13 protein-coding genes are annotated in these 14,526 nt (G+C 71.7%); 3 read left to right on the top strand and 10 right to left on the bottom strand.

Going from position 1 to position 14,526, the window contains the following annotated elements:
• Positions 1 to 90: 90 nt before the first annotated feature.
• From Microterr_RS03435 to Microterr_RS03405, 7 genes are all read right to left on the bottom strand, one after another.
• The gene (locus Microterr_RS03435) at positions 91 to 2,223 is read right to left on the bottom strand and encodes an SH3 domain-containing protein (RefSeq protein ID WP_263796126.1); all 2,133 of its coding nucleotides are present in this window, start codon (positions 2,221 to 2,223) and stop codon (positions 91 to 93) included.
• Positions 2,224 to 2,322: 99 nt separating this feature from the next.
• On the bottom strand, positions 2,323 to 3,459 hold the full coding sequence (locus Microterr_RS03430) for a glycosyltransferase (protein ID WP_263796127.1): 1,137 nt from the start codon (positions 3,457 to 3,459) through the stop codon (positions 2,323 to 2,325).
• A gap of 1 nt (position 3,460) precedes the next feature.
• Complete coding sequence (locus Microterr_RS03425; RefSeq protein ID WP_263796128.1) at positions 3,461 to 4,915, bottom strand: LCP family protein; 1,455 nt, start codon at positions 4,913 to 4,915, stop codon at positions 3,461 to 3,463.
• Positions 4,912 to 5,379, bottom strand: a complete 468-nt coding sequence (gene purE, locus Microterr_RS03420; protein WP_263798841.1) for a 5-(carboxyamino)imidazole ribonucleotide mutase — start codon at positions 5,377 to 5,379, stop codon at positions 4,912 to 4,914. The genes Microterr_RS03425 and purE overlap by 4 nt, the downstream gene beginning before the upstream one ends.
• 135 nt (positions 5,380 to 5,514) lie before the next feature.
• Positions 5,515 to 6,651 (bottom strand): 5-(carboxyamino)imidazole ribonucleotide synthase, encoded by a 1,137-nt coding sequence (locus Microterr_RS03415; protein ID WP_263796129.1) that lies wholly within the window; start codon positions 6,649 to 6,651, stop codon positions 5,515 to 5,517.
• A 68-nt stretch (positions 6,652 to 6,719) separates the two neighbouring features.
• Positions 6,720 to 7,268, bottom strand: coding sequence for a PH domain-containing protein (locus Microterr_RS03410; RefSeq protein ID WP_263796130.1), 549 nt, complete (start codon positions 7,266 to 7,268; stop codon positions 6,720 to 6,722).
• Positions 7,269 to 7,316: 48 nt separating this feature from the next.
• Positions 7,317 to 8,096 (bottom strand): biotin--[acetyl-CoA-carboxylase] ligase, encoded by a 780-nt coding sequence (locus Microterr_RS03405; protein ID WP_263796131.1) that lies wholly within the window; start codon positions 8,094 to 8,096, stop codon positions 7,317 to 7,319.
• A 290-nt stretch (positions 8,097 to 8,386) separates the two neighbouring features.
• Here Microterr_RS03405 and Microterr_RS03400 point away from each other — a divergent pair, with 290 nt between their 5' ends.
• The 3 genes from Microterr_RS03400 to Microterr_RS03390 all read left to right on the top strand — a co-directional run bounded on the left by Microterr_RS03400 (position 8,387) and on the right by Microterr_RS03390 (position 11,267).
• Positions 8,387 to 9,265 carry an endonuclease domain-containing protein gene (locus Microterr_RS03400; protein WP_263796132.1) on the top strand — a complete coding sequence of 293 codons (879 nt, stop codon included), beginning with the start codon at positions 8,387 to 8,389 and terminating at the stop codon, positions 9,263 to 9,265.
• Positions 9,266 to 9,450: 185 nt separating this feature from the next.
• Positions 9,451 to 11,040, top strand: coding sequence for an acyl-CoA carboxylase subunit beta (locus Microterr_RS03395; RefSeq protein ID WP_404810168.1), 1,590 nt, complete (start codon positions 9,451 to 9,453; stop codon positions 11,038 to 11,040).
• The gene (locus tag Microterr_RS03390) at positions 11,037 to 11,267 is read left to right on the top strand and encodes an acyl-CoA carboxylase subunit epsilon (RefSeq protein WP_263796134.1); all 231 of its coding nucleotides are present in this window, start codon (positions 11,037 to 11,039) and stop codon (positions 11,265 to 11,267) included. Before Microterr_RS03395 ends, Microterr_RS03390 begins: the two co-directional genes overlap by 4 nt.
• Before the next feature lie 270 nt (positions 11,268 to 11,537).
• On the opposite strand, the gene Microterr_RS03385 is transcribed toward Microterr_RS03390, so the two are convergent.
• Genes Microterr_RS03385 through Microterr_RS03375 form a run of 3 tightly spaced genes read right to left on the bottom strand, consistent with a single transcriptional unit; the run spans position 11,538 to position 14,522 of the window.
• Positions 11,538 to 12,563: a hypothetical protein gene (locus tag Microterr_RS03385; protein WP_263796135.1), complete on the bottom strand. Its 1,026-nt coding sequence runs from the start codon at positions 12,561 to 12,563 to the stop codon at positions 11,538 to 11,540.
• Positions 12,560 to 13,864 (bottom strand): ATP-binding protein, encoded by a 1,305-nt coding sequence (locus tag Microterr_RS03380; RefSeq protein ID WP_263796136.1) that lies wholly within the window; start codon positions 13,862 to 13,864, stop codon positions 12,560 to 12,562. Before Microterr_RS03380 ends, Microterr_RS03385 begins: the two co-directional genes overlap by 4 nt.
• The gene (locus Microterr_RS03375; RefSeq protein ID WP_263796137.1) at positions 13,848 to 14,522 is read right to left on the bottom strand and encodes a response regulator transcription factor; all 675 of its coding nucleotides are present in this window, start codon (positions 14,520 to 14,522) and stop codon (positions 13,848 to 13,850) included. The genes Microterr_RS03380 and Microterr_RS03375 overlap by 17 nt, the downstream gene beginning before the upstream one ends.
• Between the last annotated feature and the right edge of the window lie 4 nt (positions 14,523 to 14,526).

Raw genomic sequence — 14,526 nt, 5'->3', positions numbered from 1 at the left:
CGGCCGCCGGATTCCCTACCCGTGACAGGCCACGAGCCATCCTAATGGACGGGATGCTGAGAGCCCGCTCACCACGGTGAGCGCCGCCCGTCACTTCAGGTAGGCGGAGTGCACCCACCCGGTGCGTGTGCCGGTCGTGACCTTGCGCCACACCCCGCTCGTACCGGTGACAGTCACCTTCGCGCCCTTGTTCAAGAGCACGACGACCTTCGTCGAGGTCGAGGCGCCGGCGCGCATGTTGACCGTGGCGGTCGTGGTCATCGTCTTCGCTGCGGTGCTCGAGGTCGACGGCTTGGTCCTGGACAGGTAAGCGGAATGCACCCAGCCGACCTGCGAGCCGATGATGACCTTGCGCCACACGCCGCTCGTGCCGATCTGCACCGTCCTGGTGCCCTTCGCGAGCATCTTGTAGGAGGTCGACGATGTCGTCGCCTTCGCCCGGAAGTTCACCTTTGCCGTCGTGTAGCGCACGGTCGCCGCCGTGATCTCGGTCGTCTTGACCCAGCGCGTCGACGAACCGATCTTCAGCCGCGTGAAGTCCTTGTAGATGCCGGTGCGCGTCATCACGGTGGTGGTGGTCGCCTTCAGGGTCCCCGTCGAGCAGGAGGCCGACGGAGCCTTGCGAGCGGTGACCGTGCCGGACCTCACCACGAACGTTCCGCTTGCGCTCTTGATCCCCGACGCGGGGACGGCGCACGGGTTCGCGGTCGCGGTGGGCGTAGGCGTGGGGGACGCGGTCGGCTTCGGCGTCGCCGTCGGCGTCGCGGTCGGCTTCGGCGTCGCCGTCGGCTTCGGCGTCGCCGTGGGCTTCGGCGTCGCCGACGTGGTCGGCTTCGGCGTCGAGGTGGCTGTCGGCGTCGGCGTCGGCGTGGGCGTCGGCGTCTTCACCACGGCGAGGTAGTCGCTGTGACCCCAGTAGGTCTTGTCGGAGACGCTGATCTGCCACCAGACGCCGTACGTGCCCGTGCGGGTCGCCGTCTCCCCCTGCTTGAGCTGGATCTTGCCGGTCTCGCACGACGTCGAGGGCGCTGTGCGCACATTGAGGGTCGAGGTGGTGACCTGCACGGTGCCCGTCGCGGCGGTGATGCTGGCCTTCGCCGGCGCGGTGCAGGGACTCGAGGAGCCTGCCGGCGTGCCGGTCGTCCCCGACGTCTTCAGGTAGCTCGTGGTCAGCCACACGGTGGCACCGGCGGCCGTCTTCGCCTTCGTCCAGGCCCCGTACTTCCCGGTGACCGTGACCTGCGCGCCCTTCTTGAGGCTCGTCATGCCACTCGAGCACACCATCGTCGGCGCCTTGCGCGCGTTGAGCGTGGCCGACGTGACCGTGGCTGTGCCGCTGGAGGACGCGATGTCGGCAGCGGGCGGCTGCTGGCACGCGGGCACCTGGGCGGGGGCGCCGGTGGATGCCGAGGCGGACGGCGCGAACCAGGCCTCGTAGTAGTTGTAGAAGTTGCGGTTGCCGTATGCCGAGCAGCTGTCGCCCGTGGCGTAGCCGGCGGCCAGCGCCGCGACGTTCGGCCGGTACGGCGTGTAGATGTACAGGTTGGCGGTCGCCTGGTTCTGGATGTACACCTTCGAGGTGCCGCACGACGCGGTCGGGCTCCAGCGGATGGTGTTGACCTGACCCGCCCGGTAGTTGAACGACGTCGGGTTCTTCGTGTACACCTGCATCTGCCGCGCGCCGAGATACACCTGGTTGATGAAGCCGGCTGCGGCCGCCGAGCACGGCGCGGTGTCAGGGCAGGACTGCCCCATCGCCGCCCGGTACGCCCACGATGACGGGGCGGTGGAGGTGACGAGGCCCTGCTCCTTCTGGAGCATCACCAGGATGACCTTCGGGTTGATGCTGCAGGCGACGCCGACGGCGGCGATGATCTGGGCAGCGGTGGCGCTGCTCTTCGCGGCCACGGCCTTGCAGTACGAGTCCGCGGCCTTCTTGCCCATCGTCCCCTTGAAGCTCTTCAGGCAGGTGTAGCCGCTCTTGCACGACCCGACCTTGGAGTTGAGGAAGCTCTGGATCTGCGCCGCCGTCATCGCATCGCCGTCGAAGAACTCGGCGTCACTGATGATGTAGCCGCCCTCGAGGATCGATGACGGCAGCGCCGCGGCCTCGGCCCGATCACCCGGCGCGATCAGCGCGATCCCGGCGACCGCGAGGACGGCGACCAGGACGACGGACAGCCAGGAGCGCGCGCGGACGGGAGCTGCTGCCGGGGGACGCATGTGAACAGTGTGGCGGAAGTGACGCATGATTACCACCGGGAATCTTGATTCCGGTCAGACACGCCGAGCTCTGGGTGAACTTCGGTCGTTCTCAGAGTGTCAGAGATCCGCGTGCAGCTGCCAGACCCGCTCGGCCGCCTCGCGCCACGAGAACACCCTGCCCCGGTCGGCCGCGAGGACCCCCAGTCGCTCGACGGCGGTGGTCGATTCGAGCGCCTGCATGAGCGCGAAGGCCAGCCGATCGCGATCGCCGTCGGGGCTCGCATCGTCGCCGCCCGCCAGCATCCCGCCGTCCACGACGATCTCGCGGTGCACGGGCGAATCCGCCGCGATGAGAGGCACCCCGAGCGTCAGGGCGTCGAGCACCCGCCAGGGGAACGACGAGCGGCGCGACGGCGCCACGAACGCGACGGCCCCGGCGAACACGGCGGCGCGGTTCGCGACCTCGAGCGACCCGCGCACGTGCAGGCGGCGCTCCGGCAGCCCCGACGCGGCGGCCAGGTCGGCGATCGCGGGCTCGTCACCCTCCCCCGCGTCGATCACGACCACCGGGATGTCGAGGGCGGATGCGGCGACCGCCCCGAGTCCGGTCGCCAGGGCGTCCGACTCCGCCGTGCCGCCGGCGAGCAGGACGAAGCCGTCGGGAAGACCGAGGTCGCGTCGGCGTCCGACCTCATCCGTCGGCACGTGCAGGTCTGCGGGCGCGGCGCCGGTGACGACGCGGATGCGCTCGCGGAGCGGGGCGATCTCGGCCAGGCGCTCGGCGATGGTGTGCGTCGGCACGACGACGGCGTCCGCGTGCCTGACCGCCCGCTTGAGCATGGCCCTGTGCCAGGCGACGCTCGTCCGCGGCAGCTCCTCCGGCGTCTCCCACGGCCGCAGATCCCACAGCGTCACGACGGTCTGGTCGTTGTCGTGCAGCCTGTCGTGCTTGACGAGCGGGGCGAGGAGGGTCGCGGAGTGGATCATCCCGTCGCCGATCCCCGCCGCGGTGCCCAGCTGCAGCGCTGCGGCCATCTCGCGCCTGGCCAGCGCCGTGCGATGCACCGACGCGAGGCCGGGGAGGGATGCGGCGGCGAACGCCTCCTCGGCGGCGCTCGGGATGATGCCCTCGACCTCGCACCCCTGCGGGGCGCTCTCGATGAGCGCCAGCGCGAGCTGCCGCGACGCGGTGGCCAGGTCGGCGTCAGTGGGAGCGGTGAGCTGGTCGAGCATCACCCGCAGCGTGGCGGTCATCTCAGCCTTCCGGCGACGGGCTCGCGGTCGGCGGATGCAGCGTCTCGTTGAGGTACTGCTGGATGAACGCGAAGTCGGGGTTGTCCGGGTCGACGCCGATGCCGCCCACACTCTCGAGGGTCAGCTCGATCGTGGTGACCTTCTGCTCCTTCGCCTTGATCGCGAGGTCCGAGAGGTACGGGAGGAGCGACTGCGGGATGTCGGTGTTGACGATCTCCGCGCCCGCGGCGGCGACGCTCTGGAATCGGGTCAGCACGTTCGCCGGCGTGAACTGATCGAGGATCGCCACCTGCAGCTGCCGCTGACGCTTCATGCGGTCCCAGTCGCTGGTCGTGTACCGGGATCGGGCGTACCACTGGGCGGTGTCGCCGTCCATGTGCTGCGTGCCCTTCTCGATCCAGCCGGTCACGCCGGACAGGCTGCCGTCGCTGTTCTGGTGGATCGCGCCGGTGGGGAGCCGCTCGCTGACCTTCATGTCGACGCCGCCGAGCGCGTCGATGAGCGCCGCGAAGCCGTCCATGTCGATGAAGACGTAATAGGGGATCTCGATGCCGAGGACGCCCTCTGCGGCATCCTTGGTCGCCTCGATGCCGGGGGTCGATCCGTTGTCGGCCGCGTCGGGGTACATGGCGTCGCCGTCGAGGCACTGCCCGACCTCGGTGTTGAGCTGGTTGATCTTGTTGTCCCAGCCGCAGAAGGCGTCCGAATGACCCGCGTGCCCATCGGGGTACATGTCCTGCATCGGGCCGGCGGAGAACGGCACGTTGCGCGTGTCGCGCGGGATGCCGGTGATGGTCGTCGCGCCCGTCTCCGCGTTGACCGAGACGACCGAGATGCTGTCGAAGAGCATGTGGTCGCGGCCCTTCGCGCTGTCCGCGCCGAGCAGGAGGATGTTGTAGTACCCGTCGGACGGCGGCACGCTCGGGCCGCTCTGGCCGAAGATCGTCGCGATGGTGTCGCGCGCACTGCCGGCGACGCCGGCCGCGTAGGCGGCGCCCCCGCTGGAGAACACCATCAGCACGACCGCGACGAGGGCGATACCGAACCGCGCGAGGCCGCCCGTGCGGACGAGGCGAACCAGCCGCAGGGTGTCGATCGTGAGCACGACCCAGAGGACCGCGTAGGCGAGCAGCAGGCCCTGCGCGATCAGCAGCACGAACCAGTTGGTGGCGAGGGTGACCAGCAGCTGGCGCGAGAGCAGCGCGCCGACGGCGGCCAGCACGACCAGCGCCCACATCACCAGAGTGGCGCCGAGGCCGATCCTCGCGAGGCGGCGGCCGCCCGCGACGGCCTGTGCGCTGCCGGGGATCAGGAAGTTCAGGGCGACGAGCCACCAGCCGCGCCGGGTCATCACCTCACGCGACGACAGGTCCGGGTTGCGCATCGGGCGCTGCTCGATGAGCGTCGGTCTCGGGGCGCGCGCCTGCGTCGCTCGCGGAGGCGCGGCGACCGTCACAGCGATTCCTTGAGCCGGCGGTTCTTCTCCTCGACCTGGGCCTCCAGGTCGGCGGCGTACTGCTCGATCGCGTCGGCGATGGCGTCGTCGGAGGTGCCGAGGATCCGGGCGGCCAGCAGGCCGGCGTTCTTCGCGCCGTTGATCGAGACCGTCGCCACCGGGATGCCCGCGGGCATCTGCACGATGCTCAGCAGCGAGTCCAGTCCGTCGAGGGTCGCGAGCTGCACGGGCACGCCGATGACCGGCACCGCGGTGACCGAGGCGAGCATGCCAGGCAGGTGCGCGGCGCCGCCGGCGCCGGCGATGATCGCGCGCAGGCCGCGGGTCCGCGCCGACCGCCCGTACTGCATGAGCTTGTCGGGGGTCCGGTGGGCTGAGACGACCTCGACCTCGTGGGCGATGCCGAGGTCGCTGAGCGCCTGCGAGGCATCGCTCATCACGCGCCAGTCGGAGTCCGAGCCCATCACGACGCCGACCAGCGGCGCGTCAGAGGAATGCAGCGGCCGAGTCACCCACCCAGGCTAGGGTGCCAGCCTGGAAGTTGCCCGCAACGGCACGCCACCGCGGGCGGTCGTCGCGGGCGGGGCGGCTCGCTGCGCTCAGTCGGCGAAGTGGGATGCTGCGGCCCTGGCCTGGTACATCACGTCGTCGAGCTCGTCGCCGACGACGTTCACGTGCCCCACCTTGCGGCCGGGTCGCGGAGCCTTGCCGTAGGTGTGGACCTTGGCGTCGGGATGGGCGGCCATCACCGCGGCGAATCGCGCATCCAGGGTGTCCGCTGACGGGCCGCCGAGGATGTTGACCATCACGGACCAGGCTGCGCGCGGGGTGGTGTCGCCCAGCGGCAGATCCAGCACGGCCCGCAGATGCTGCTCGAACTGGCCGGTCACTGCACCGTCCTGCGACCAGTGCCCGCTGTTGTGCGGGCGCATCGCGAGCTCGTTCACGAGCAGCCGGTCGTCGGTGGTCTCGAACAGCTCGACCGCCAGCATCCCGGTGACGCCGAGCCCCTCCGCGATGCTCACGCCGATGTCCGCCGCGACAGCGACCAGCCGGTCGCCGGCGTGCGGGGCCGGAGCGACCACCTCGGCGCAGACGCCGTCGCGCTGCACCGTCTCGACCACGGGGTAGGCCAGCACCTCGCCGCTCGGGCGGCGGGCGACCTGCTGTGCCAGCTCCCGCGTGAAGTCGACGAGCTCCTCGACCAGGAGGGCTCCGCCGTTGGCGTCCTCGGCGAGCGCCGCGAACCAGTCCGCCGCCTCGGTCGCGGCCGAGACCACGCGCACGCCCTTGCCGTCGTAGCCGCCGCGCGGTGTCTTCACGACGGCGCGGCCGCCGTGGTCGTCGAGGAATGCCTGCAGCTGATCCGCGTCCGACACCGCCGCCCAGTCCGGCTGCGGCATCCCGAGCTCGGCGAGGCGCGCGCGCATGACGAGCTTGTCCTGTGCGAACTGGAGCGCGTCCGGCCCGGGGTGCACGGCGACGCCGGCATCGACGAGCGCGCGCAGCACCGGCTGCGGCACGTGCTCGTGGTCGAACGTCACGACGTCGACCGCGCGGGCGAACGCCAGCACGGCCTCGGCGTCGCGGTAGTCTCCCACCGCCGTCGCGGCGAGGGATGCGGCCATCCCGGCCTCCTCCGCCAGCACGCTCAGCTCGACGCCGAGCTCCACGGCAGGGGCGATCATCATGCGGGCCAGCTGGCCTCCACCGACGACTCCGACTCGCAGCGCCATGCCGCTCCTTCCCTCGCCTCCATCTTCGCGCACGCCGGCCGCACGCGTGTGCCGTGCGGTGCGAGGCGTCAGGGCAGCGGCGGCGGAAGCAGCTGCGCGTCGCGGTGGGCGAGGATCTGGTTGACCTCGATCTGGTCGACGAGGGCCTCGTGCACGAGCAGGACGCTCGGGATGTTGCGCATCCGGATCGGCTCATCCACCCCGTTCGCGAGCGTGAGGGTGCCGGCCCGCCACAGCCGCTGGAGCGGGCCGCGGCGCACCTGGATCGTGTACCCGCGCACGTGGCTGAGCTCGCGGCGGTGCGCTCCGAACCATCCGCTGCGCTCGATGACCCGGCGGGTGGTGATCGTGTAGGTGTGCGCCCACCAGGCGAGGAACGGCAGCACCACCAGCAGCAGCACGACCGCCCCGGCGGCGGCCAGCAGCATCCAGTCCTCGAACGGATCGGGGAGGTTGCCGTAGAGGTAGCCCGTCGCCCCGGCGACGGCGATGAGCACGAGCGCGCTCCACAGGAGCCGTCGCGCGTGACCGCGGAACCGCGCGACCCGCAGCTCAGGGGTCGGTACGCCGAAGGCCGGCGTCAGGGGGCGCCCACCCACGGTCGGCGGCTGGCTCATGCGTCCATTGTGGGCGGTCGGCCAGGCGTCGAACGCGTGCCGCGCCGATCAGCGCACGTGCACGACGTCGCCCGCGGAGACCGGGATCTCCTCCGGGGCCGCGACGACGAGCCGCCCCTCCGCATCGATCCGCACGGCGGTGCCTTCGAGCGTCGACCCGTCCGGCAGCGACACCCGGACAGCGCCGCCGACGGTCGCGCACAGCGCGGACACGTCCTCGAGGACACCGGAGGCTCCGGCATCCCCGCCGGCATCGGCCAGTGCGGCGAGCTGACCGGAGAGACCGGTGAGCCAGTCCGCGAGCAGGCGGTCCTCGTCGACGGTCACGCCGATGGCCGCGAACGACGTGGCTGTCGCGACGGGCAGGTCGGCGGGGCTCATCGTGGTGTTGATGCCCGCGCCGATGACGACGGCTTCCGGATGCTTCGGCACCACCTCCGCGAGGATGCCGCAGAGCTTCCCGCCGTCGAGGAGCACGTCGTTCGGCCACTTCAGCTCGGCCGAGTGGCCGGTGCCGCGCAGCTGATCGCGCACGGCACGGACCATGGCACCGCCGGCGATGAGCGGGATCCACCCTCGGGCGGATACGGGCAGGTCGCCGACGCGCACGAGCACCGACACGGCGAGCGCGGTGCCCGGCGGGGCCGTCCACGACCGGTCGAGCCGACCGCGGCCGGAGCGCTGGTCGTGGGTCAGCATCACTGACAGGTGCGGATGCGCGCCAGGGTCGTGGGAGACCGCGGCCACGAGGTCGGCGTTGGTCGAGCCGGTCGAGTCGATCACCTGCAGTCGCGGGCTCAGGGCCGCCGCCCGTGGATATCCGTCCATGCCCTCCACCCTAGCCGCGGGCCCCTCGCGTGCGGTCGTCCCGTGGTTGCGGAAGCCCCTGCCCTCGACCCCTGTCGTCTGCCCGCTCGCCCCGCGCCCCCCGTCGTGAGGAGAATCGGCGAATCGAGGGGAACCGGGCGCCCCCGCATCCGCGCCCCGCCGAAAGTACTCACGAAGCCCGGGCGAGAGCGCGGCCCGCGAGTCCTCCCCAGACGCGACTGCGAGCTCGGCCGTCCACGACCCGCCGGATGCCGCACGCACTATGACCGCGGGGACTCCAGCATGCCCCCATGGCTTCGCGCAGAATCCGACCCCTGCTCACGGGCGGCTATATCCACCGCCACGACCTGCGGGATCAGGGATGGCGCCCCGATGCGATCCGCGCCGCGGTGAGCGCTGAGGGACTGGAGATCGTGCGGCGGATGTGGGTGCTGGCCCCGTCGGCGCCACCCCTCCTGCGCACCGCGGCCGGGAGCGGCGGCATCCTCACCTGCGTTTCGGCGGTGGAGCTCTGGGGCGGCTGGCGGCCCGGAGATGATTCAACCCTGCACCTTGCGCTCGATCCACACTCCGGGATCACCGCGCGCGGGGCCCACGTGCACCGGTCGGTCGGACCGGTCCCGCTGCCGCGGCGCCGGCTCGTCGACCGCGTCGAGAACGTGCTCGCGGTGACCGCAACCTGCCTCGGCCACGACGACGCCCTCGCGGTGTGGGAGTCGCTGCTGAATCGGAAGCTCGTGACGCGAGACCGACTGGTCGCGACGAGGTGGCGCGGTGACCGCGCCAGGCAACTGCGGGACGAGGCCCGCGCGACCTCTGACTCCGGCGTCGAAACCCGATTCGTCTACCGGGTGCGGCGCGCCGGCATCCCGGTGCTCCAGCAGGTGGCCATCGCGGGGCACGACGTCGACGCATTGATCGGCTCGTGGCTGGTCGTGCAGACCGACGGCTTCGCGTTCCACTCGGACGCCGCACAGCGGCGGCAGGACATCGCGCACGATCGGACGCTCCGGGCCCTCGGCTACACCGTGTTCCGGTTCGACTACCACCAGGTTGTCAACGAGTGGCCGCGGGTGGAGGCGGAGATCCTTGCGGCGATCGCCCAGGGTCTGCACGTCCAACCCCGCCCCCTGCGGCGGGCACGGCCGTATCGCCTCTTGACGTCGTGAGGATAATCGGCGATCCGAGGAGATCGGGGCGGCCCAGCATCCTCACACTGCAGATTCTCCTCACGAAGCGCGAGGTCCCTCCCGCCCGGGCGGACCGGATGCTGGAACGACAGCACACAGAACAGCCGAAGCCCTTGTGCGAACCCTCCAACCGCTGGCGGAAGCCCGCCGCTAGGGTGGAACGCGTGACCGATCAGCCCGACCTCTTCACGACCGCCGGCAAGATCGCCGACCTCCGCGCGCGCTACCAGGAGGCGGTCGTCGACGCCGAGGCCGTCTCGCACGGCAAGCAGTCCGCGAAGGGCAAGCTGACCGCCCGCGAGCGCATCGAGCTGCTCGTCGACAAGGGCAGCTTCGTCGAGTTGGACGAGTACGTCCGCCACCGCACGACCGCGTTCGGGATGGACCGCGCGCGCCCCTACGGCGACTCGGTCGTCACCGGCATCGGCACCATCCACGGCCGCACCGTCGCGGTGTACTCGCAGGACTTCACCACCTTCGGCGGATCGCTCGGCGAGGTCGCCGGCGAGAAGATCATCAAGGTCATGGAGTTCGCGCTCCGCAGCGGCATCCCGATCATCGGCATCCTCGACTCCGGCGGCGCCCGCATCCAGGAGGGCGTCGTCGCGCTCGGCAAGTACGGCGAGATCTTCCGCCTGAACACTCGCGCCTCCGGTGTCATCCCGCAGATCTCGATCATCATGGGCCCGGCCGCGGGCGGCGCGGTGTACTCCCCCGCCCTCACCGACTTCGTGATCATGGTCGACAAGACCAGCCAGATGTTCGTCACCGGCCCGGACGTCATCAAGACCGTGACCGGCGAGGACGTCGGCATGGAGGAGCTCGGCGGCGCGCACACGCACAACACCCGCTCCGGCGTCGCGCACTACCTCGCCGAGGACGAGGACGACGCGATCGACTACGTGCGCACGCTCGTCGGATTCCTGCCCGACAACAACATGGCCGAGCTGCCGGTGTACGAGACCGGCTTCGAGTTCGAGACGACGGATGCTGACCGCTCCCTCAACACGATCATCCCCGACTCGCCGAACCAGCCGTACGACATCCACCAGGTGATCCGCCACATCGTGGACGCTGAGGACTTCCTCGAGGTGCAGCCGCTGTTCGCGCCGAACATCGTGATCGGCTTCGGCCGCATCGAGGGGCGCACGGTCGGCATCATCGCCAACCAGCCCTCGCAGATGGCCGGCACGCTCAACATCGACGCGGGCGAGAAGGCGAGCCGCTTCGTGCGGTTCTGCGACGCGTTCTCGGTGCCCATCGTCACCCTCGTCGACGTGCCCGGATACCTGCCGGGCACCGACCAGGAGTGGACGGGCGTCATCCGCCGTGGCGCCAAGCTGCTCTACGCCTACGCGGAGGCGACCGTGCCCCTCGTGACCGTGATCCTGCGCAAGGCCTACGGCGGGGCGTACATCGTGATGGGCTCCAAGCAGCTGGGTGCCGACATCAACCTCGCCTGGCCGACCGCGGAGATCGCGGTCATGGGCGGCCAGGGCGCCGTCAACATCCTCTACCGCGGCGAGCTGAAGCGCGCGGCGGAGGCCGGCGAGGACGTCGCAGCCGTGCGCACCAAGCTCGCCAACGAGTACACCTACAACGTCGCCTCGCCGTTCCTGGCCGCCGAGCGCGGTGAGCTGGACGGCATCATCGAGCCCGCCCAGACCCGGGTGTCCATCGCCAAGGCGCTGCGGGCGCTGCGCGGCAAGCGCGCGAGCCTGCCGCCCAAGAAGCACGGGAACATCCCGCTGTGACGGCGCAGGATGCGGGGGACCTGCCGGTGTCGGCGGAGGTGCGCCGTGGCGCTCCGACCGCCGAGGAGCTCGGCGCGCTGATCGCCGTCGTGACCGAGCACTACGCGCGCGAGTCCGCCGATGCCGTCGCGGACGAGCAGCCGACGACCTCCGCGTGGATGCGCACCAGCAGGGCGCTGCGCGCGCCGCTGCGCAGGGACATCGGCTGGGGTCGGTTCAGCGGCTGACGCCCGGCCGGTCGTGTCCCCCGAAATACCTACAGACACACCTCTTGCGCCCGGCGGATACTGGATCTGCTGGAACGCTTCTGCGTTCGGCTGGCCTGTCGTCTCCCCCAAGGACGACGTTCCAGGTTCGGCCACCGCGAACGGTTTTCGGGTAACCGTTCGCAGGCGAGGGGCAGGCGGTATCCGCCGCCCCTCGCCTCTTCTCATCTCACCTCCGCTCCCCGCCCCGAATCACCCCTCCCCCTCCGGGGCGGGGAGCGCGCGGAGGGATCAGTCCTGCGCGGGGTGCTCGATCTCGCGCCAGAGGTCGACGGCATCCTCGTCGGACAGCGCCTGGCCCGCGCCGGAACGGCCCACCACCGTGACGGCCACCGACGCGTGCGGGGAGGTGCGGATGAACAGTCGCTCCGACTGCGCCTCCCGCAGCGTCTCGGCGAGCTCGCCGCGGACGACGGCCAGCGCGGCGTCGTCGAGGTGCTCCAGCCCGCCCTCGTCGAGCATCGTGACGTGGGCGCCGCGGCGGCGGGCGCGCTCGAGCTCCGCGCGCACCTCGTCGTCGAGGAGCCGCGCTCCGCGCAGCTCGTCGCGCAGGCTGCCTTCGGCGAGCCGCGCCTCCGCCCGGTCCTCGTCGCTCAGGCGCCCGCCGGCGGCGACGGTCCGGCTGAGCACAGGGCCGGCCACGGCGAGCGCGCGCTGCACCTGCACCCGCCGTTCGCGCTGCCGGACGGTCTGCGCCGCCTGCCACGCCGACGCGGCACGCTGCAGCTGGGCGAGCCGGGCGGTGTCGCTCGCGGCCCGGTCCATGGAGAGCATCAGCACCTGCGCGACGGCCACCCAGACGGCGGAGCCGACGAGTCCGAGGGCGAGCGCCGACACGATGCCGAGCCACGCCATCGACGCGATCGCCAGCGCGACGATACCCGCCCACGCCACCCAGGGCCGGCGGCGCACCATCACGATGGTCATCAGCGCGCCGATGCCGCCGAGGTACCAGGTGGCGAACCCGGCGGTGCGCGAGGCGGCGCCCACCCCGACGGCGATCGCGCTCGGCACGATCACCGCGTTGGCCAGGGCGAGCACGCACGCCCAGACGGGCAGCGCGCCCGGACCGCGCGGACCGTGCGCGGGGCCTGGATCCCACCAGATGCACAGCCACGTGGTGAACAGGTAGAGGCAGAGCGTCACGATGACGACCGTCGGATTGTTCACGGGCGCGGTCCACCACAGCCCGCGCGCGGCCAGGTACGCGGTGAACGCCACCCCCAGCACGACGAGGATGCGCCGGACGCTGATCACGAGTCCACCTCCCGCCACGACAGCAGCACGTGCGTGCCGTCGGCGTTCGAGCGGATGCGGGTCGTGCCGCCGACGGCCGCGACGCGGGCGATCACCGACGCCCGGATGCCCAGCCGATCCTCCGGCACATCCTCCAGGACGAACCCGCCGCCGGTGTCGGCGATCTCGATGCGCACCCGCACCGGAGCGACACCGCCCTGCACCGAGACCGTGAGGCCGGCGCCGTCCGCGTGCTGCACGGCATTGGCCACGGCCTGCGCGGCCGCCAGGACGAGGGCGCGCGCCACGCGTCCGGGGATGCCCTCCACCTTCGGAGGGATGCTGCGCTCCACGGTCAGCGGCACGCCCAGCTCCTCGGCGGTGTGCTCGATGCCGTCGGCGATGGCGGCGGCGTCCGTCGCCGCGTCGCTGCCCTCCTCGGCGCCCCGCTCGGTGTTCGCGAGTCGGGTGAGTGCCTCCTGTGCCATGCCGGCGGCGAGGGCCCGCTGGCGTGGGCTCTGGGCGCGCTCGGCGGCGATGAGGGCGGCCAGCACGCTGTCGTGCATGAGCGCGGCGACCGCGACGCGCTCCTGCTCGGCCGCGTCCGCGGCGGCCGCGGCGGCGAACGACTCCACCGCGCGCCCGCGGGCCGCGTCGACACCGGCCGCCACGGAGCGGAACATCCAGCCGAGCATCAGCAGCATGCCGCCGAGGATCAGGGCGAACGAGACGTCCAGCAGCACGGTGACCCAGAAGTCGCGGGCGAAGCCGCCCTGGATGAGCCGCACGACCCCGTAGAGCACGGGCACGAAGACCGTCCACACGATCTGCAGGTGCACGGGGAACGCCAGGACGCCGGCGACGGTGGCGATGTTGACGAGGTACCAGATCCACGGCTGGCTGGCGGGGTCGGCCACGGTCCCTGCGGTGGCGAGCGGCCACAGCATGAGGGCGATCGGGTAGGCGATCGCGAAGACGCCCGCGGCGAGCGCGACGAGCCGCCCGACGGCGCACGCGAGCAGCATCAGCGCCAGCGGCACGAACACGATGAGCATCAGCGGCAGGTGCCAGCCGTCGAGCTCCTCGCTCGGGCCGAGGGCCGCCACGAACGCCTGCGTGCCGAGCACGAGGCTGCCCAGACCCACCGCGAGGGTGATCACGCGCTCGATGCGACGGCGGGTGAACGAGCCGAGTGCGGTCGATGCGCCGCGGATGTGCGGGATGTGCCCCCAGGCGTCGTCGAGCGCCGCGGCATCAGCGGCGTCAGCGGCGGCCGCGGATCCGGCGGCCGCGGCCGCCTGCGCCTCAGCGCTCCTGGACACCCGCGCCTCCGGCCTCGGGCTCGGCGAGGATGCCGTCCTCCATCGCGCGGCGCAGCAGGTCGACCTTGGTGGGCGCGGGGCGGCCCACCTCGACGTACTTCACGCGTACGCGGGTGATGTTCTCCTTGGCGGTGGAGTACGCCACGCCGAGGCGCTCGGCCACCACCTTCAGCGGAAGCCCCGCCGCGTACAGCCGGAGGACCTCGCGCTCGCGGGTCGACAGCTGCGCGTCGGCGAAGGCGCGATCGCCCTCGACGGCGCTCGCCCACTCGACGTTGTTGAGCACTTCGCCTGCGGCCACCGTGCGCACCGCGGCGATGACGTCGTCGATCGGCGACGACTTGCTGACGACGCCCGCGGCACCGGCGGCGAGCGCCTCGCGCACGGCGGCCGGCCGATCGGCCACGCTGTGGATGATGACGCTGGACCCGTCGCGCACGAGGTTGTGCACGTTCTCGGTGACCGTCGTCCCGTCGCCGAGGGTGAGATCGAGCACGACGACGTCAGCGGGCGGCGACTTGCTGAACACGCGCCAGTCCAGGTACTCGCCGACCGAGCTGCCGGAGAAGACGACCTCGGCCGAGCCCGCCCGCAGGCAGGCGGCCGTGAGCCCCAGGCGCACGGACTCGTGGTCGTCGATGAGGGCAACCCGGGTCATGGCA

Source organism: Microbacterium terricola (genome assembly GCF_027943945.1).
In the GTDB taxonomy this organism is placed as follows: Bacteria; Actinomycetota; Actinomycetes; order Actinomycetales; family Microbacteriaceae; genus Microbacterium; species Microbacterium terricola.
Note: the sequence above shows the minus strand (reverse complement) of the source record. Positions and strands in the feature narration are given on the sequence as shown.